Annotated in this window: 14 protein-coding genes and 2 pseudogenes; 8 read left to right on the top strand and 8 right to left on the bottom strand. The window is 33.7% G+C overall.

Features of this window, described 5'->3' with window-relative positions:
- Positions 1 to 11 precede the first annotated feature (11 nt).
- From ACPWTF_RS08015 to ACPWTF_RS08005, 3 genes are all read right to left on the bottom strand, one after another.
- Positions 12 to 1739, bottom strand: a complete 1728-nt coding sequence (locus ACPWTF_RS08015) for a phospho-sugar mutase (RefSeq protein WP_427875073.1) — start codon at positions 1737 to 1739, stop codon at positions 12 to 14.
- A gap of 129 nt (positions 1740 to 1868) precedes the next feature.
- Positions 1869 to 2825: a glycosyltransferase family 2 protein gene (locus ACPWTF_RS08010; RefSeq protein WP_248728057.1), complete on the bottom strand. Its 957-nt coding sequence runs from the start codon at positions 2823 to 2825 to the stop codon at positions 1869 to 1871.
- 8 nt (positions 2826 to 2833) lie between these two features.
- Positions 2834 to 3364, bottom strand: a complete 531-nt coding sequence (locus ACPWTF_RS08005) for a DUF4199 domain-containing protein (protein ID WP_427875072.1) — start codon at positions 3362 to 3364, stop codon at positions 2834 to 2836.
- A 251-nt stretch (positions 3365 to 3615) separates the two neighbouring features.
- Between ACPWTF_RS08005 and ACPWTF_RS08000 the strand changes: the two genes are divergently transcribed.
- Both ACPWTF_RS08000 and ACPWTF_RS07995 read left to right on the top strand, forming a co-directional pair.
- Complete coding sequence (locus ACPWTF_RS08000) at positions 3616 to 3870, top strand: type B 50S ribosomal protein L31 (RefSeq protein WP_007804523.1); 255 nt, start codon at positions 3616 to 3618, stop codon at positions 3868 to 3870.
- A gap of 160 nt (positions 3871 to 4030) precedes the next feature.
- Positions 4031 to 5206, top strand: a complete 1176-nt coding sequence (locus ACPWTF_RS07995) for a GlmU family protein (protein WP_427875071.1) — start codon at positions 4031 to 4033, stop codon at positions 5204 to 5206.
- Positions 5207 to 5381: 175 nt separating this feature from the next.
- Here the strand turns inward: ACPWTF_RS07995 and ACPWTF_RS07990 are convergent, their stop codons facing one another.
- Positions 5382 to 5825 carry a PepSY-like domain-containing protein gene (locus ACPWTF_RS07990; RefSeq protein WP_427875070.1) on the bottom strand — a complete coding sequence of 148 codons (444 nt, stop codon included), beginning with the start codon at positions 5823 to 5825 and terminating at the stop codon, positions 5382 to 5384.
- Between the two features lie 329 nt (positions 5826 to 6154).
- Here ACPWTF_RS07990 and ACPWTF_RS07985 point away from each other — a divergent pair, with 329 nt between their 5' ends.
- The 3 genes from ACPWTF_RS07985 to ACPWTF_RS07975 all read left to right on the top strand — a co-directional run bounded on the left by ACPWTF_RS07985 (position 6155) and on the right by ACPWTF_RS07975 (position 10627).
- Positions 6155 to 7789 (top strand): ABC-F family ATP-binding cassette domain-containing protein, encoded by a 1635-nt coding sequence (locus ACPWTF_RS07985; protein WP_250837249.1) that lies wholly within the window; start codon positions 6155 to 6157, stop codon positions 7787 to 7789.
- 307 nt (positions 7790 to 8096) lie between these two features.
- Positions 8097 to 9176, top strand: coding sequence for a porin (locus ACPWTF_RS07980; protein WP_427875069.1), 1080 nt, complete (start codon positions 8097 to 8099; stop codon positions 9174 to 9176).
- A gap of 20 nt (positions 9177 to 9196) precedes the next feature.
- Positions 9197 to 10627: an anion permease gene (locus ACPWTF_RS07975; RefSeq protein WP_427875068.1), complete on the top strand. Its 1431-nt coding sequence runs from the start codon at positions 9197 to 9199 to the stop codon at positions 10625 to 10627.
- On the opposite strand, the pseudogene ACPWTF_RS07970 reads toward ACPWTF_RS07975, so the two are convergent.
- Positions 10624 to 10907 (bottom strand): annotated as a pseudogene (locus ACPWTF_RS07970) (GNAT family N-acetyltransferase). The gene ACPWTF_RS07975 and the pseudogene ACPWTF_RS07970 overlap by 4 nt on opposite strands.
- 309 nt (positions 10908 to 11216) lie before the next feature.
- Between ACPWTF_RS07970 and ACPWTF_RS07965 the strand changes: the two are divergent.
- Positions 11217 to 11873: an alpha/beta hydrolase gene (locus ACPWTF_RS07965; protein ID WP_427875067.1), complete on the top strand. Its 657-nt coding sequence runs from the start codon at positions 11217 to 11219 to the stop codon at positions 11871 to 11873.
- 493 nt (positions 11874 to 12366) lie between these two features.
- On the opposite strand, the gene ACPWTF_RS07960 is transcribed toward ACPWTF_RS07965, so the two are convergent.
- Positions 12367 to 12882: a DUF2892 domain-containing protein gene (locus ACPWTF_RS07960; protein WP_379800882.1), complete on the bottom strand. Its 516-nt coding sequence runs from the start codon at positions 12880 to 12882 to the stop codon at positions 12367 to 12369.
- 169 nt (positions 12883 to 13051) lie between these two features.
- Between ACPWTF_RS07960 and rpmH the strand changes: the two genes are divergently transcribed.
- Positions 13052 to 13213, top strand: a complete 162-nt coding sequence (rpmH, locus tag ACPWTF_RS07955) for a 50S ribosomal protein L34 (RefSeq protein WP_008464848.1) — start codon at positions 13052 to 13054, stop codon at positions 13211 to 13213.
- 146 nt (positions 13214 to 13359) lie between these two features.
- Positions 13360 to 16217: pseudogene (gene carB / locus ACPWTF_RS07950) on the top strand (carbamoyl-phosphate synthase large subunit).
- Between the two features lie 66 nt (positions 16218 to 16283).
- Here carB and ACPWTF_RS07945 read toward each other — a convergent pair.
- Together ACPWTF_RS07945 and yiaA are read right to left on the bottom strand one after the other, a co-directional pair.
- The gene (locus ACPWTF_RS07945) at positions 16284 to 17330 is read right to left on the bottom strand and encodes a T9SS type A sorting domain-containing protein (protein WP_427875066.1); all 1047 of its coding nucleotides are present in this window, start codon (positions 17328 to 17330) and stop codon (positions 16284 to 16286) included.
- A 226-nt stretch (positions 17331 to 17556) separates the two neighbouring features.
- Positions 17557 to 17955, bottom strand: coding sequence for an inner membrane protein YiaA (gene yiaA, locus ACPWTF_RS07940; RefSeq protein ID WP_427875065.1), 399 nt, complete (start codon positions 17953 to 17955; stop codon positions 17557 to 17559).
- Positions 17956 to 18133 lie beyond the last annotated feature (178 nt).

The raw sequence follows: 18133 nt of genomic DNA, 5'->3' as shown, positions 1-18133 counted from the left end.
GAAATGCAGGTTTAATTTAACTGCATGTCTGCAATGATATTTTTAATTTTGTTGTCTAAGAATTTCTCTGCTTCATCAAAATCAGAAACCGATTCAATTGCAGCATTTACACTGATATAGAATTTAATTTTAGGTTCCGTTCCACTTGGTCTAGCGCAAATTTTTGATCCGTCTTCTGTATAATAAATCAATACATTCGATTTTGGGATTTCCATTGTCGATTCTGAACCGTCTAATAAATTCAAAGCAATAGACGATTGGTAATCCTCAACCATAATAACTCTTTGTCCGTTGATTTCTTTTAAAGGATTTTCGCGTAAATCAACCATCATTTGGTTGATTTCTTGTAAACCTTCCATTCCTTTTTTAGTCAGCGAAACTAAGAATTCTTTGTAGAAACCATTTTCAACATAAAGCTGTAAAAGTTCTTTGTAAACTGAGCTTCCTGCAGCTTTAGCTTGAGCGGCAACTTCGCATATTAATAAAGTAGCAGCAACAGCATCTTTGTCTCTAACGGCATCGCCAACCATAAATCCGAAACTTTCTTCACCACCACCGATAAATTCAAGCTCAGGAAAATCTTTGATCATTTTTGCGATCCATTTAAAACCAGTCAATCCAACTTTGCATTCAACACCATAACTTGACGCCAATTCCATCATCATTGGAGTAGAAACAATTGTTGAACCCACGAATTGTTTTCCGTTAAGTTTACCTGCTTTTTTCCATTGTTTCAATAAGAAAGAAGTCATTAAAACCATCGTCTGATTTCCGTTCAATAAAATCATTTTGCCATCGTTGTTACGAACGGCAACTCCCAATCGGTCGCAGTCAGGATCTGTTCCTACTACAATGTCAGAATTTGTTTTGTCTGCCAAAGCCAAAGCCATAGTCAAAGCTTCTGGTTCTTCAGGGTTCGGAGATTTTACTGTAGGGAAATCTCCGTCTGGAACAGCTTGCTCAGGAACAATATGAACATTTTTATATCCAGCTTGCGATAAAACATCTGGAATTGATTTTATAGAAGTTCCATGCAGTGAAGTAAACACAATGTGAAGATTGTCTTTGGCTTCAGCTGGAGTATTAAAACTTGCATTTTCAATAGACGATTTTATAAAAGCTTTGTCTATTTCGGTATCAATGTACTCAATCAAACTTTCGTTTGCATTGAATTTGATTTTATCATAACCCAAACTTTCGATTACATTGACAATTTCTTTGTCTTGAGGCGGAACAATCTGTCCACCGTCTTGCCAGTAAACTTTGTATCCGTTGTATTCTGGTGGATTATGAGAAGCTGTTAAAACAATTCCACACTGGCATTTTAAATATTTAAGTGCAAAAGATAATTCTGGTGTTGGTCTCAAATCAGAGAACAAATACACTTGAATTCCGTTTGCTGAGAAAACATCAGCAACAACTTTTGCTAAAGTATTACTGTTATGGCGACAATCGTAAGCAATAACCACTTTTAAAGGCTCGTTTGGAAAAACTTTGTGCAGGTAGTCAGATAATCCCTGAGTGTTTTTTCCAAGCGTATATTTGTTGATTCTATTATCACCAACCCCCATAACACCACGCATTCCTCCAGTTCCGAATTCTAAGTTTTTGTAAAAACTCTCTTCCAGTTCTTTAGGAGAAGTTGTCATTAATTCCTTAACAGCAGCTTGCGTTTCTTGATCGAATGTTGGTGTCAACCATTCGTTTACAGCATTTAATATATTTGGTGCGATGTTCATTGTATATTTTTTTTAAGTTTTAATTAAAGATAAGGCCTTTTTCAGGAGCTAATCCTGCTGTCCACTATATCTTTTGTGGTGAACCCCACCACAAAAGGATGCCGTTCCCATCAGGGCTAGGGCTTTTCGTTAAAAATTAACCTCTCGAGCTACTTTGTAACGTGCTTCATTGCTTTTAGTTCTTAGAATAATTTCGCCTAAGAAACCTGCTAAAAATAATTGAGTACCAAGAATCATAGTGGTTAAAGCAATGTAAAACCACGGATTGTTGGTAACCAAAGTGTATTTCATTCCAGTATACATATGGTATAGTTTGGAAACGCCAATGTATCCTGCAGACAAAAATCCGATAATAAACATTAACGAACCCATCGCGCCAAATAAGTGCATAGGTCTTTTTCCGAATCTTGATAAAAACCAAATCGTAATCAAATCCAAGAAACCGTTTATAAAACGTTCCATTCCGAATTTTGTTTCACCATATTTTCTAGCTTGGTGAATGACTACTTTTTCGCCAATTTTTCCAAATCCAGCATTTTTAGCCAAAACAGGAATATAACGGTGCATTTCGCCAGAAACTTCGATGTTTTTTACCACGACATTTTTGTAGGCTTTCAATCCGCAGTTAAAATCGTTTAGCTCAACGCCAGAAGTTTTTCTAGCCGCCCAGTTAAATAATTTTGAAGGAAGATTTTTGGCCACAACGGAATCGTAACGTTTCTTTTTCCATCCAGAAACCAAATCATATTTCTGATTTATAATCATTTCATACAATTCGGGAATTTCGTCTGGACTGTCTTGTAAGTCAGCATCCATGGTAATAATAACATCACCTTTTGCTTTTGCAAAACCAGCATGTAAAGCTTGAGATTTTCCGAAGTTTTTCATGAAACGAATCCCTTTTACACTAGGATTTTCGTTAGAGAAACCTTCAATAATCTGCCAAGAATTATCTGTACTACCATCATCTACAAAAATGATTTCATAAGAGTAATTGTTAGACTGCATCACTTTAATGATCCATGTGTAGAGTTCTTTAAGTGATTCCTCCTCGTTTAGAAGCGGTATAAGTATAGATAAATTCATTTATATTTTTATTCTTGTGTAGATTTGCTTTTAAAAAATGCTGCTAAAATTAATCCTAAGATTGAATAGCCAATAATACTGAAAATAAGAGCTTTTAATTGTTCAACAGTTGAGAAAGGATTGTTTTCTTTCATTTTAGCTAAAGCTTCGTTTATTTTAGCGGCTGGAGTTCCAAATTTCTGCAATGTTTCGGCCATGTATTTAACCAATAATTCGCTTATAGTTGTTTTTGCTTCAGGATCAATTACATTAAACAATACGATGCTGAACAAAGTAGAAATTGCGAGAGCAATTATTGTAGTTATAAAGAAGGTTGTAAAAGCATCTTTAAAAGAGAAAAAACCATTGATGTCTTTTTTTGTTTTAGTAAGCAATAAGATTCCAATTACTACATAAATGACAAAACTTAGACCGCCAATCCAGCCTGAAACAAATAATTTTAAATCTACCGCATAGATAGTTGCTGTAATTAATGCCAGAATAATTCCTAAGATGATTCCGTAAGTAACGCCGTTCTTTTTTATAACTTCATTAATCATATTGTGATAGTTTTAAAATTAATCCACAAATATAGTAATTCCCCCTATAATCGGATATAAAAAAAGCTTTTCGAAATAAACTAAAAAAAAGTAAGCTAACTGTTTGTTTATTAAAAAAGAATTGTAAATTTGCACACTCAAAAATAATTAAATTTTTAAACAAAAAAGAGTATTGTTTGTTTATACCTTTTTCTAACCATGAAAAAGCTTCAAAATGAAGATGCTCTATTAACAATAAATAAAAAGACAAGATGAAAAAAGGAGTTCACCCAGAAAATTACAGATTAGTTGCATTTAAAGACATGTCTAATGATGACGTTTTTATTACTAAATCTACTGCAGATACAAAAGAAACAATTGAAGTTGACGGAGTTGAGTATCCAGTTGTAAAAATGGAGATTTCTAGAACATCTCACCCTTTTTATACTGGTAAATCTAAACTTATCGATACTGCAGGACGTATTGATAAATTCAAAACTAAATACGCTAAACACGCTAAAAAATAATAGCTGTTTTATATTATACAAAAGCCTTCCATATTCTGGGAGGCTTTTTTTATGCGTTAAATATTACTTTTCGTTAAAATGGTTTTTTACTAAACCGGTAAAATATTTGTAACTTTGTTGTCAGGTAACCAAATCAAATTTTAACAAACACTCAATTTTTATGAACTACATTCTTTTCGACGGTCCCGTTCGGAATGCTTTATTACCCTTTACTTTTACACGTCCAGTAGCTGATATTTTGGTAGGAATCATGACAATTCGCCAGAAATGGGAAAAATATCTTGGTTCGACAATCACGACTATAACAGAGGAATATTTATCGGAGAAATTCCCAATGGTTGAAATGGAGGAAAATGTAATGATCAATGCAGCGTATTTGCCAAATGATACTCTTGCAGAGATGGTTTCTAATTTAACAGAAAACCAAGCAATCTTTAAAGGTGAAGATGTAATTGCATTTTTTGCAAACGAAAACCAAGAAGAAGTCGATTTTGATTCTTATGAAATTATTCGGTACAATGAAGATTGTATTACTATAGAGCATACTTGGGATATTTTCTCAAAAAACGATGCAGCGATTCGTCAAGATTTTAAATACTTGACAGAAGATCGTACTTCGCAACCCATTCCTAAAAGCGTTAATGTAATTGCTCCGGAAAATATTTTTATTGAAGAAGGTGCAAAATTAGAGTTTGTAACTCTAAATGCTTCAAACGGTCCTATATATATAGGTAAAAATACCGAAATCATGGAAGGCACGGTTATTCGTGGCCCTTTTGCTTTATGTGAAAATGCAATTGTAAAAATGTCGGCGAAGGTTTATGGTGCAACGACTGTTGGGCCAGGATCGAGAATAGGCGGAGAAGTTAAGAACTCAGTTCTTTTTGCCAATTCAAATAAAGGGCATGAAGGATTTTTAGGCGATTCTGTTTTAGGCGAATGGTGTAATATTGGAGCAGATTCTAATAACTCAAACCTAAAAAACAATTACGAAGAAGTAAAATTATGGAGCTACGAAACAGAAGGTTTTGCTAAAACAGGACTTCAGTTTTGTGGTTTGATGATGGGAGATCACAGTAAATGCGGAATCAATACGATGTTTAATACAGGAACTGTTGTTGGTGTAAGCGCTAATATTTTCGGGTCTGGATTTCCTCGCAATTTTGTTCCAAGTTTTTCTTGGGGCGGCGCTGCAGGATTTACAACTTATGTAACTAAAAAAGCTTTTGAAACAGCGAGGTTAGTGATGAGCCGAAGAAATATAGAATTCGATGCAACGGAAGTTGCAATTATGGAGCATATTTTCGAAGAAACTAAAAAATGGAGAAAAGACTAATTTAATTAGATAATTAGTCAATTTGAAAATTAGATAATTATAGCAAACCCGATAGGTTTTTAAAACCTGTCGGGTTTTGTTTTTTTTAGCCACAGATTAATAGGATTTACACAGAATATTTTTTTTTTATCTTGGCAAAAAAATCAGTTTAATCCTTGTAATCTGTGGCTAAAAATTATTTATCAATCTTAGTGAAATTCCCTTTTAAATTGAATTTTAATTCTAAACCATTGGTTAATTTTGTTTCATATCCAGAAGAACCAATTTCTATTTTGGTTACGTCTTCTTTAGGAAAATTTTCTTTTATATAAGAAGCAATTTTTTTTGGGATAATAGATTTTGGAACTTTTCCAGTTTTAGCATCCACTTCTTTCCAGTTTCCTTTTTTGTCAAATTCAATTTCGATTTGATTGCTAAATTGCACTTTGTATTCTGTAGAAAGAATTTCTTTGTCTTCTAGTATATAGCTCGGTTTCTTAGATCCAAAATGCGTTTTTAAGAATGTTTGTGCATTGCCTGGTAAAGCTTCTTTTTTAATTACGGTTTTTTGTGCATTTGAAGAAAGTCCAAATAGTAATCCCGTAATTAAGCAGATCGTCAGTTTTAATTTCGTTCTCATATTTCGCTGATTTTTAAAATTATAGTACAAGTTAAGACTAAAATTTTGAAATTGGAAAATCTGGTCAGGCTTAAAAATGAATCAAGCTTCTTTTTTTTGCCACAGATTAAAGATTAAAAAGATTTTTTTTTTAGAATATGGATTCTTTAAAAAAAATAATCAGTAAAAATTCTTTAATCTGTGGCAAAAAAAAATATCTAATTAACACATTTCCAAAATTATCTAATTATCAAATTGGGACATTATCTAATTAAATCTATCTTTGCAGCACGAAAAAAAATGGGTAGTCAAATAAACGATTAACCGATTAAACAAATTAACAAACACAAATGATTACAGTTAACGATATTTCGGTTCAGTTTGGTGGAACTACACTTTTTAGCGATGTTTCTTTTGCTATTAATGAAAATGACAAAATTGCCCTGATGGGTAAAAATGGTGCGGGAAAATCTACACTTTTAAAGATAATTGCAGGTGCAAACAAACCTTCAACCGGAAGTATCTCTGCTCCAAAAGAAGCTGTAATCGCTTACTTGCCACAGCATTTGCTTACCGAAGATGGTGCAACGGTTATGGAAGAAGCATCAAAAGCTTTCAGTGAGATTTTTACAATGAAAGCTGAAATCGATGCTATTAATGAGCAATTGACAGTTCGTACAGATTATGAAAGTGATGAATATATGAAATTGATCGAAAGAGTTTCTGACTTAAGTGAAAAATTTTATGCAATTGAAGAAGTAAACTACGAAGCTGAAGTTGAGAAAATTTTGGTTGGTTTAGGTTTTGAACGTGAAGATTTTGGACGTCAAACTTCTGAATTTTCAGGAGGATGGAGAATGCGTATCGAATTGGCTAAAATTCTATTGAGAAAACCTGATTTGATTTTGCTAGATGAGCCAACGAATCATATGGATATTGAAAGTATTCAGTGGTTAGAGGAATTTTTGCTAAACCAAGCTAAAGCTGTAGTGGTAATCTCGCACGATAGAGCTTTTGTTGATAATATCACCAATCGTACTATTGAGGTTACAATGGGAAGGATTTATGATTATAAAGCAAAATATACTCATTACTTAGAATTAAGAAAAGATCGTAGAATTCACCAGCAAAAAGCATATGATGAGCAACAAAAAATGATTGCAGAAAATCGTGCTTTTATTGACCGTTTCAAAGGAACATTCTCTAAAACAGATGCCGTTCAGTCTCGTGTAAAAATGCTTGAGAAATTGGAAATTGTTCAGGTTGATGAAGTTGATACATCGGCTTTACGATTAAAATTTCCGCCAGCAGCACGTTCTGGACAATATCCTGTTATTGTAAAAGAAATGTCTAAAGCTTACGGAGATCATGTAGTGTTTAAAGATGCAAACATTGTAATTGAACGCGGTCAGAAAGTAGCTTTCGTTGGAAAAAATGGTGAAGGAAAATCGACAATGATTAAAGCGATTATGAAAGAAATCGGCGTTGATTCTGGAAGCGTAGAAATTGGTCATAACGCACAAATCGGATATTTTGCTCAAAATCAAGCGGCTTTATTAGATGAAAATGCTACCATTTTTGAAACAATCGATAGCATTGCAGTTGGTGATATCAGAACGCAAATCAAAAATATTTTAGGAGCTTTCATGTTCCAAGGTGATGATATTACTAAAAAAGTAAAAGTGCTTTCTGGAGGAGAGAAAACTCGTTTGGCAATGATTAAATTGTTGTTGGAGCCAGTTAACTTATTAATTCTAGATGAGCCTTCGAATCACTTGGATATGAAAACCAAAGACATCATTAAAGATGCTTTACGCGATTTCGACGGAACTTTGATTCTGGTTTCTCACGACCGTGATTTCCTTGACGGATTAGCGACTAAAGTTTTTGAATTCGGAAATAAAAGAGTTAAAGAACACTTTGAAGATGTTGCTGGTTTCTTAGCTCATAAGAAAATGGATTCTATGAGAGAGATCGAGAAATAGTATTTTTTCAATATAATTTTCAAAGGGCATAAGTTTATTCTTATGCCCTTTTTCTTTGTTGCAATATTCGTAACAGTATTTTAATGCAATTTTTTTTACATAAAATGTCTTTTTTTGTTACTTTAGTGTTCTCATTTCGTGTTGACTATAAGTAATTAAGTTTTTTGATCAAGAATAGAACGCTGATTTTTAAATCACTATATAAGCATTACTGTTTCATTTAATTTAAGCCTATGAGTAAAAGTCTACTATCGCCATTTTTTTTCCTTTTTTTATAACCCCATTTTTTTTATATGCCCAAGGAGATGTGAATCAAGGAGCTGATAAAAAAGAAAGTGAAGAAGTAAAATATCCGCAATTTCAATTAAAAGGGCTTCTTCAAGCAAGATATCTAGAGAGTTTTGGAGATAATGTAGACGTTTTAGGAACGCATCATTCAACGGGAGATGCAGTTCAAAGTTCTTTTGACATAAAAAGAATGCGTGTGGGTTTAAATACAAAGTTAAGCGAGACTACAGAAATTGTAATTCTGGTCAATTTAGCCGATTTTAAATCTGATCCAAAGGGAAAAGTTCTTGAAAATGCCTACGGGAAATATACTTTTAATAAATATATAGCTTTAACAGGAGGGCAATTTCGTCCAGCATTTGGTCTTGAGGAGCTTGTTCCGGTAGATATTATTAAATCTTTTGATTTTTCGAATCAGTATTATGAATTTGGAAAAAATGGATGGACAAGTTTTCAAATCGGAGCATCAGCGACAGGAGGTTTTGATATTGGGAAAATCCCAGTGAATTATGCGGTTTCTATTTTAAACGGAAATGGGAAAAATGTAGAAATGGATAAAGATAACGGAAAGCAATATTCTTCAAGATGGGTTTTTGGATTGTCAAAAGAGTATAAAATTAATCTGGGGTTAAACGGAGGTTTCGGGAAAGTCTTTAAGGAAGATGTTTTTGCACTAGGAGCAGATATTACCAGTGATTTTAGAATAACCGATAAGCTAAGTTTTGATTTGCAGATAGAATATAAGCAAGGAACAAATCATAATTTATATTATTCTTTGCCAGTTGCTAGCCGTACAGAGAATGTTGCAGATTATCAAATGCGTGGGATTTATTTTCTGCCAAATTTTAGATATGCAGTAGATTATAAAAAACTCACAGCATTTGAAATTTCTTGTCGCTACGAAACTTTTGATCCGAGCTACAAAATCGATTCAAATGTACGCACCACTTACACGCCAATGGTCAGTTTGGAATTCGGAAAATCGTATACAGGACGTATCGAGATGGGATTTGAAATTGACAGATTTGATAAAAGCATTCCAGATACATCAACCTACAACGATAATTTATTTTTAATTCAGTTACAGCTCAGAATTTAATTCACTTAATCTTTGTTTTTATGAAAGAAGTAAAAATTCCACAGACCCTAATTACACTGGCAGTTTTGGTTGCCATTTGGTTTGTTCCGGCTCCAGAAGGAGTTGTAACAGAAGCTTGGCATTTGTTTGCCATTTTCGTGGCTACTATTTTAGGAATTATCTTAAAAGCGGCTCCGATGGGAACAATGTGTATGATTGCAATTGCTTTAACGGCGATGTCTCAGGTTTTGGCTCCAGGAGATCCTGGAAAATCGATCACATTAGCATTAAAAGGATTTGGTGATAAGGTAATCTGGCTGATCGGAATTTCATTTTTTATAGCGAGAGGATTTATAAAAACAGGTCTGGGAAATAGAATTGCTTTTTTATTCATAAAAATATTCGGAAAAAGTTCTTTAGGACTCGCGTATGGTTTAGGATTGGCAGATTTGGTTTTAGCGCCAGCTGTTCCAAGTAATACGGCTAGAGGAGGAGGAATTGTTTATCCGATCATGAAATCAATGTCGATGAGTTTTGGTTCAATGCCAGACAAACCTGAAACACATAGGAAATTAGGGGCTTATTTAACTTTAAATAGTTATAATATGAACCTGATTGCTTCTTCGATGTTTTTAACAGGAACAGCGAGTAATCCGATGTGTCAGAAGTTTGCGCTTAATTTAGGAATAAAAATTAGCTGGATGTCGTGGGCGGCGGCTGCAATTGTTCCGGGGTTGTGTGCTTTTATTGTAATTCCGTTCGTTCTTTATAAAATTTATCCTCCAGAATTAAAAAAGACTGGAGATGCGCCGCAGATTGCAACACAGAAATTGAAAGAAATGGGGGCAATAACTAGAGATGAATGGATGATGCTGCTGACCTTTTTTATTCTGCTTTTTCTTTGGATGACAGGAGATCTGCTTTCTATTGATGCAACAACAACAGCTTTTATCGGATTGGTAATTTTACTTTTAACTTCAGTTTTGACATGGGATGATGTAAAAGCTGAAAAAGGTGCTTGGGATACCATTGTGTGGTTTTCTGTTTTAGTAATGATGGCCAGTTCACTTAATGAATTAGGCTTTATCGCGTGGTTTAGCGATTTAGTAAAAGCAGAAATTGGCGGATTAAGCTGGCAGATGGCTTTTCCGATCATTATATTGGTATACTTCTTTAGTCATTATCTTTTTGCAAGTGCAACTGCGCACGTTGCAGCAATGTACGCAGCCTTGCTTGGTGTTGGTGTTTCGCTCGGAATTCCGGGATTATTACTGGCATTTATGCTTGGTTTTGTCGGATCTCTTTACGGAACTTTAACGCACTATGGTCATCGTCCGGCACCCGTATTTTTTGGGAGCGGTTACGTTGACCTAAAGAGCTGGTGGGTCAAAGGGCTTGTAACTGGTTTGGTTATGCTCTTTATTTATATGGTAATAGGAGGATTGTGGCTCCGAGTAATTGGATATTTTTAGATTCTAATTCCTGGAGGAAGTAGTTCTTTGTATCTAGGGTTTTTTTTGAAAAACGAAACAATCTTTGGGTGAATAGGAACTACTCTGTAATTTTTTTCAGAACTTAAATCTAATATATTTTTAAGCAGCATATTGATCGTTTCTTCGTTCTCGTATGAATCTGGTTTATTGATCTTGGTTAAAAAGATTTTTTTTCTTGAAATGAATACTCAACTGCTAACATTCCTTCAGGGATGACAGTTTCAAATTGGCGTGCAAAAGTGTTGTCTTTGATTTCCATAGTTACAGAAGATTCCATAGTAATTTCTTGTTAGGTTATTGGTAAATAGTGAATTTGGGATTCGAAATTTTAATGAAAGAAAATTCTTTATAAGTTTTAATTTCAAGAAATATTTCGAATTGCAAAGGTAATCATTTGATTTTCAATATTAAATTATTTTTTGCAGCTATAAACTTTAAGTTTTTGTTTTCAACTTGGATTTTTTTTGAATTGACATAAAATAGGTCTGAAATTTGATTATCATGACATTAAAAAAAGTAACTTTATTTTTTAGAATAAATATCTTAATGGTAATTTCATTTTAATGTTATGAGTAAAATTCCAGTTTATTTTATGCCAGGTTTGGCTGCGAGTTCATCTATTTTTGAAAGAATAAAATTGGATGAAGATACTTTTGAAATGCATCTTTTGGAATGGGAAATTCCACATCCGAAAGAATCTTTGTCAGATTATGCACTTCGAATTAGTAAAAATATAAAACACGAAAATCCTGTTTTAGTCGGAGTTTCTTTTGGCGGAATTCTAGTTCAGGAAATTTCGAAACATATAAAAGCACGAAAAGTTATTATTATATCGAGTGTAAGAAGTAATTTGGAGTTCCCGAGAAGAATGAAAATAGGGAAGAGGACAAAAGCTTACAAACTAATTCCGATGCAGTTAATTTTGAATGTTGAGAAATTGGCTAAATTTTCATTTGGCGAAAAAGTCAATAAGCGAATTAAATTGTATGAGAAATTTTTATCTGTCCGTGATTTAGGATATCTACAATGGGCGGTAGAAAGTGTAATCTTATGGGATCGCGATAAAATTGATGAAAATGTAGTGCATATCCACGGAGATAAAGATGATGTTTTTCCCATTAAATATATTGATAAATGCATTTTAGTAAAGGGCGGAACTCATATTATGATCTTGAATAAGTATAAATGGCTGAATGAGAATCTGCCTTCTATTATACTTGAGTGAAATTCCAATTTTAAAAATTCCAAATTCCAATACTTTGAGGATTTGTAATCTTTGTCAAAGTTTTAAACTTTGGCAAAGATGTATCTAAGCACATCTGTACATAATCTTGTCATTTCGACCGTAGGGAGAAATCTCCGCAAGTAGCTCGACAAAGATTGGTAATTTACTTTGGGGAGTTTCTTGCGGAAATCCCTCGTTCCTCGGGATGACATACTATACGGAAAATCGTCAAAATAGAAAGATCTAAATCAGCAATCTAAAATAGAAAAAAGACAAAGGTGTGCGTAAAGTAAACATCACGCTTGTCCTCCTGAGCGAAGTCGAAGGATCGCATGCTAAATCCATTCAATGTTTTCTTTACTTTGCGTGTCCTTCGACTTCGCTCAGGAAGACATAAAATGAGCAAAATTTAAAATCTAAACTCAACAATCTAAAATAAAAAAATCCCAAACTCTTTTGGAATTTGGGATTTTAAATATTGTAATTTAGAAAATTAGATTTTCTTCATTTGTTCTTTCATCATCGTGATTTGCTCTTTCAGCATACCTTGTTTGTCTAATTTTTTAGCTTCGTTTAATAAATTAGTCGCTTCCAATTTTCTTCTACGAGACATTGCAACTCCAGCAAGGTTTAATTTAGCCACAGCCAAATCCATGTCCATTGATAGTCCAAGTTCGATTGCTTTTTTGAAATGTTTCTCCGCTTGGTTGATATTGGTTTGAGATAACATGATACCTTGTAAATAATTTAAGTATCCTTGTTGTTTTCTTACTAATGCTCCTTCTGGATTTTTGATATATGATAACCATTTATTAGCACCTTCGAAGTCTTGTTTTCTTAATTTAAGGAAGGCTAAAAGGATAAATTCGTTTTTAAAATAAAGAAAAATTGGAATTGCAGTCAATAAGATAAGGAATATACCATTCCCAATATTACTTTCTGTAAATTGCCAAACGCCCGCCACTACAAGAAGTCCGGCCAAAATAAGTTTAATATTCTTGTGAAACATAATTATTGTAAATTTGTGATTGCAAAGATAGTAAAAGGAATTAAAAATATTTTTATAAAAGTACTTGCCAGAAAAAAAAGTCTTTGTATATTTGCACTCGGTTTTTGAACAACGATATCCAAAACCAAATAAACGAGTTAATAGATACCATTTTTAAAGATACAAAGCAATGAGCAAAAGAACGTTTCAACCATCGAAAAGAAAAAGAAGAAATAAGCACGGATTTATGGACAGAATGGCTTCTGCGAATGGAAGAAAAGTTCTAGCGCGTAGAAGAGCAAAAGGAAGACATAAATTAACTGTTTCTAGCGAGCCTAGACACAAAAAATAATGTTTGTATAAACATACATAAGGCGATTACTTTTTTAGTATCGCCTTTTTTTATACCTTGTCGGTAAAAAATCTCTCAACTTTCTAGTTTATAGTGCACTAGAAAAGTTTTTTTAAATCGTAAACAACTACACAATACATACAAAAATGCCTAAAGACACATCAATAAAATCAGTTTTAATAATAGGTTCAGGGCCTATTGTTATTGGCCAAGCTTGCGAATTCGATTATGCGGGATCTCAATCTGCACGCTCGATTCGTGAAGAAGGAATTGAGGTTATCTTGATTAACTCGAATCCAGCGACGATTATGACCGACCCATCTATGGCCGATCATATTTATTTGAAACCTTTAACGACAAAATCGATTATTGAAATTCTTAAGGAACATCCGCAAATTGATGCTGTTTTACCAACAATGGGAGGACAAACAGCCTTAAACTTGTGTTTGGAAGCTGAAGAAAAAGGAATCTGGCAAGATTTCGGAGTGAGATTAATCGGTGTTGATGTAAATGCTATTAATATTACAGAAGACAGAGAGCAGTTTAAGCAGCTTTTAGAAAGAATTAATGTGCCAACTGCGCCTGCAAAAACAGCTACTTCTTACCTTGAAGGAAAAGAAATCGCTCAAGAATTTGGTTTCCCGCTTGTTATTCGTCCATCGTTTACACTAGGAGGAACTGGAGCAGCTGTGGTTTACAAAAAAGAAGATTTTGATGAGCTTTTAACTCGCGGACTTGAAGCTTCTCCAATTCACGAAGTTTTAATTGATAAAGCTTTGATGGGATGGAAAGAGTACGAGTTAGAACTTTTAAGAGATAAAAATGATAACGTTGTAATTATCTGTTCTATCGAAAATATGGATCCAATGGGAATTCATACTGGAGATTCTATAACAGTTGCTCCGGCAATGACATTGTCTGACACAACTTTTCAAAAATTACGTGACTACGCTATCTTAATGATGAGAAGTATCGGAAATTTTGCTGGGGGATGTAACGTACAATTTGCAGTTTCGCCAGACGAAAAAGAAGATATCGTAGCCATCGAGATTAACCCTCGTGTATCTCGTTCTTCTGCTTTAGCATCAAAAGCAACTGGATATCCAATTGCAAAAATCGCTTCTAAACTAGCTTTAGGATACAACTTAGATGAATTGCAAAACCAAATTACAAAATCGACTTCGGCTCTTTTCGAACCAACTTTAGATTATGTAATCGTAAAAATCCCACGTTGGAACTTCGATAAATTTGAAGGTTCAGACAGAACTTTAGGGCTTCAGATGAAATCTGTAGGTGAGGTTATGGGAATCGGGCGTTCTTTCCAAGAAGCACTTCACAAAGCTACTCAATCTTTAGAGATTAAAAGAAATGGTTTAGGTGCTGACGGAAAAGGATATAAAAATTACGAACAAATTATCGAAAAACTAACTTATGCAAGTTGGGATCGCGTATTCGTAATCTACGATGCAATTGCAATGGGAATTCCATTAAGTACCATTCACGAAATTACAAGAATCGACATGTGGTTCTTAAAGCAATACGAAGAGCTTTATACTTTAGAAAAAGAAATCTCAAACTACAAAGTTTCAAATCTTCCAAAAGAGTTATTGCTTGAGGCAAAACAAAAAGGTTTTGCAGATAGACAAATCGCTCACATGATGAGTTGTTTAGAAAGTGAAGTGCACACTTTACGTATGAACATGAACATTAACCGTGTGTTCAAATTGGTTGATACTTGTGCGGCTGAATTTAAAGCTAAAACACCTTATTACTACTCAACTTTTGAAGCTGAAATTGAAAAAGCTAACGGAGAACGTTATGTAGATAACGAAAGTGTTCTTACAGATAAAAAGAAAGTAATCGTTCTAGGTTCTGGACCAAAACAGAATTGGTCAAGGAATCGAATTTGATTATTCTTGTGTACACGGAGTTTTAGCAGCTAAAGAATGTGGTTATGAAACGATCATGATTAACTGTAATCCTGAAACAGTTTCTACAGATTTTGATACGGCCGATAAATTATACTTCGAACCAGTTTTCTGGGAGCATATTTATGACATCATCCAACACGAAAAACCAGAAGGTGTAATCGTGCAGTTGGGAGGTCAGACAGCTCTTAAATTAGCAGATAAATTGTCTAAATACGGAGTAAAAATCATCGGAACTAGTTTTGATGCACTTGACTTAGCAGAAGATAGAGGAAGATTCTCAGATTTATTGACTGAATTGCATATTCCTTTCCCAAGATTCGGAATCGCTGAAACGGCTGACGAAGCTTCAAAATTGGCAGATACTTTAGATTTCCCACTTTTAATTCGTCCTTCTTATGTATTAGGAGGTCAGGGAATGAAAATTGTAATCAACAAAAAAGAGCTTGAAGAGCACGTTATTGATTTGTTGAAAGCAATTCCAGGAAACAAATTACTTTTAGATCACTATTTAGCGGGAGCAATCGAAGCTGAGGCTGATGCAATTTGTGATGCTGACGGAAATGTTTACATCATCGGAATTATGGAGCATATCGAGCCTTGTGGAGTTCACTCTGGAGATAGTAATGCAACATTGCCTCCTTTCAACTTAGGAGAGTTTGTAATGCAACAAATTAAAGATCATACGCATAAAATTGCGAGAGCTTTAAAAACTGTAGGTTTAATCAATATTCAGTTTGCGATTAAAGATGATACAGTATACATCATCGAGGCAAATCCTAGAGCTTCAAGAACGGTTCCGTTTATTGCAAAAGCTTACGGAGAACCTTATGTAAACTACGCTACAAAAGTAATGTTAGGTCACAATAAAGTAACTGACTTTGATTTCAATCCACAATTAAAAGGATACGCAATCAAACAACCAGTTTTCTCTTTCAGTAAATTCCCAAATGTAAATAAAGCATTACGGACCAGAAATGAAATCAACAGGAGAAAGCATCTTGTTTATTGATGACTTAAAAGACGATCAATTCTACGAATTGTACTCTAGAAGAAAAATGTATTTGAGTAAATAATCTCAGATTCTATTATAAAAGAAAAGCTCCAATGTAAATTGGAGCTTTTTGTTTTAGAACATTTTATTACTTCACAATAATCTTCTTAGAAGTATTGTTTATTTTTAAAATATAATTTCCTGGAACTACATTCGATACAGAAATAACATTGTCTTTGACATCTGTAGACTTGTAGCTTTTAACGTTTCTTCCTGTCACATCATACAAGTCAATAGTTTCGATTGTAACATCGCTACCATTTTCAATGTGTACAAAATCTGTTGCTGGGTTTGGATATATTGCAAGACCTTTTTCAGTTTTTTTGATATCACCTAAACCTAAAGTTGGAGATGTGATTTTAATAACTTTTTTAGTGCTAGAGCTTGTACTAACGTAAAGAGCTCCATCATAAATTGCCATTTGAGCTGCATTGTCGTTGATACTCAATTTGATAAATAGTTCTTCGTCTCCGTCTACTCCTCCGGCAGGGAAACGGTAAATATTTCTTAGTGAACCTGTAGAAATATACAAATCGCCATTTCCTGCGACAACTAAGTTCGTCGGGTTACTAATTCCTGAAATTAATGTACTTACGACACCTGCTGGTGTGATTTTTTTAACTACACCATCTAGTTTGTCAGCAACAAGTAAATTACCTGATTTGTCAAATGCTAAACCATTAGGCTGGGAAAAATCTGTAGCAAAAGTTGAAGTTACTCCTGCAGCAGTTCTTTTTTTGATGTTTCCTGAATTTGATTCAGAGTAAAATACATTGTCGTCTGCATCGATGGCAATCCCGTAAGGGCTTCCACTTGCTGGATACGCCGTAACTACTCCTGATGGCGTAATTTTTTCTATTTCCTGAATGAAACCAAATCCTGCCATCCAAAGATTTCCACTCTTGTCAAAAGCAATTTGTTGTGGTGTACCATTTACTGTTGCAAAATTGCTTTGTACTAATTGAGGTGTAACTTTTGTTACTTTGTAAGTGTAGAAGTCAGCAACAAATAAATTTCCAGAAGCATCAAAAGCAATCCCGGTTGGAGTGTTAAATCCTGTAGTTACGTAATCGGTTGGAGTTTGTGCATTTGCGCCAAATGCTGATAATAATGTAAAGAGTAAAATTTTTTTCATATAGTATATTTAGGGTTTGGTCAAAGATATAATTTTAAGTGAATAAATTATTTTTTTTGTAAGAAAATATATTTTGAAGATTGTATTTTTAATTTACTATACTATTGAGACACTTTTGTTTAGTTAAAAAGAAGTCTGATTTTAATGCTAACAATTGAAATTTCACATAAAAAAAGCCTCATTTTTTTAAATGAAGCCTAATACTATTTTTTTATTGATTTAAACTTTACTCAACCTGATTAAAGCTCATATTATCTCTAGTATTTTTTTGAACTGAAATAGCACCAAACAATGCTAGTAAAAAAGCAAAAGCATAGAAACCTTTTTCGCTAGGAAGAATTGTTGCATTCCATAATCCAACAATCAAAAGAACGATTGAAAGTAATGTTCCGAACCAGCAGATTCCGTAATAAATATCTGTTACAGGAAGTTTCTCAAGTCTGTCTCTTACGCTCTTTTGCAAAGAAACTACGGCAAAAAGACCGAACATTAGAACAGTAAAATAGTATCCTTTTTCATTCAATAGCATTTCAGCTCTTGCTAGTCCAACGATAAAACCGACAGTTCCAGCTCCAAGAGCTACCCAAGATGCCGCAATAAAGGCATTTGAAGTTTTTTGTATCATATTAATTCTGGTTAAATTAGATTTTTGAGTTTTTTTTTTATAATCTCAGTTCGTAAATGTAATTAAATTTGATTAATGGCAAAATGAAAATGCAAATAAATTAATAAGTATAATCTTAGAAGATGTTATAAAAAAAGCTCCAATATATTGGAGCTTTCTTAATTTTAAAAAGTAAGAT

This window comes from Flavobacterium sp. MMS24-S5 (assembly GCF_050320125.1).
Classification (GTDB): domain Bacteria; phylum Bacteroidota; class Bacteroidia; order Flavobacteriales; family Flavobacteriaceae; genus Flavobacterium; species Flavobacterium tyrosinilyticum.
This window is presented reverse-complemented; position numbering and strand designations above follow the sequence as displayed.

Coding starts and splice junctions, on each gene's coding strand:
- ACPWTF_RS08015 (WP_427875073.1), bottom strand. CDS start 1,739: ATGAACATCGCACCAAATATATTAAATGCTGTAAACGAATGGTTGACA.
- ACPWTF_RS08010 (WP_248728057.1), bottom strand. CDS start 2,825: ATGAATTTATCTATACTTATACCGCTTCTAAACGAGGAGGAATCACTT.
- ACPWTF_RS08005 (WP_427875072.1), bottom strand. CDS start 3,364: ATGATTAATGAAGTTATAAAAAAGAACGGCGTTACTTACGGAATCATC.
- ACPWTF_RS08000 (WP_007804523.1), top strand. CDS start 3,616: ATGAAAAAAGGAGTTCACCCAGAAAATTACAGATTAGTTGCATTTAAA.
- ACPWTF_RS07995 (WP_427875071.1), top strand. CDS start 4,031: ATGAACTACATTCTTTTCGACGGTCCCGTTCGGAATGCTTTATTACCC.
- ACPWTF_RS07990 (WP_427875070.1), bottom strand. CDS start 5,825: ATGAGAACGAAATTAAAACTGACGATCTGCTTAATTACGGGATTACTA.
- ACPWTF_RS07985 (WP_250837249.1), top strand. CDS start 6,155: ATGATTACAGTTAACGATATTTCGGTTCAGTTTGGTGGAACTACACTT.
- ACPWTF_RS07975 (WP_427875068.1), top strand. CDS start 9,197: ATGAAAGAAGTAAAAATTCCACAGACCCTAATTACACTGGCAGTTTTG.
- ACPWTF_RS07965 (WP_427875067.1), top strand. CDS start 11,217: ATGAGTAAAATTCCAGTTTATTTTATGCCAGGTTTGGCTGCGAGTTCA.
- ACPWTF_RS07960 (WP_379800882.1), bottom strand. CDS start 12,882: ATGTTTCACAAGAATATTAAACTTATTTTGGCCGGACTTCTTGTAGTG.
- rpmH (WP_008464848.1), top strand. CDS start 13,052: ATGAGCAAAAGAACGTTTCAACCATCGAAAAGAAAAAGAAGAAATAAG.
- ACPWTF_RS07945 (WP_427875066.1), bottom strand. CDS start 17,330: ATGAAAAAAATTTTACTCTTTACATTATTATCAGCATTTGGCGCAAAT.
- yiaA (WP_427875065.1), bottom strand. CDS start 17,955: ATGATACAAAAAACTTCAAATGCCTTTATTGCGGCATCTTGGGTAGCT.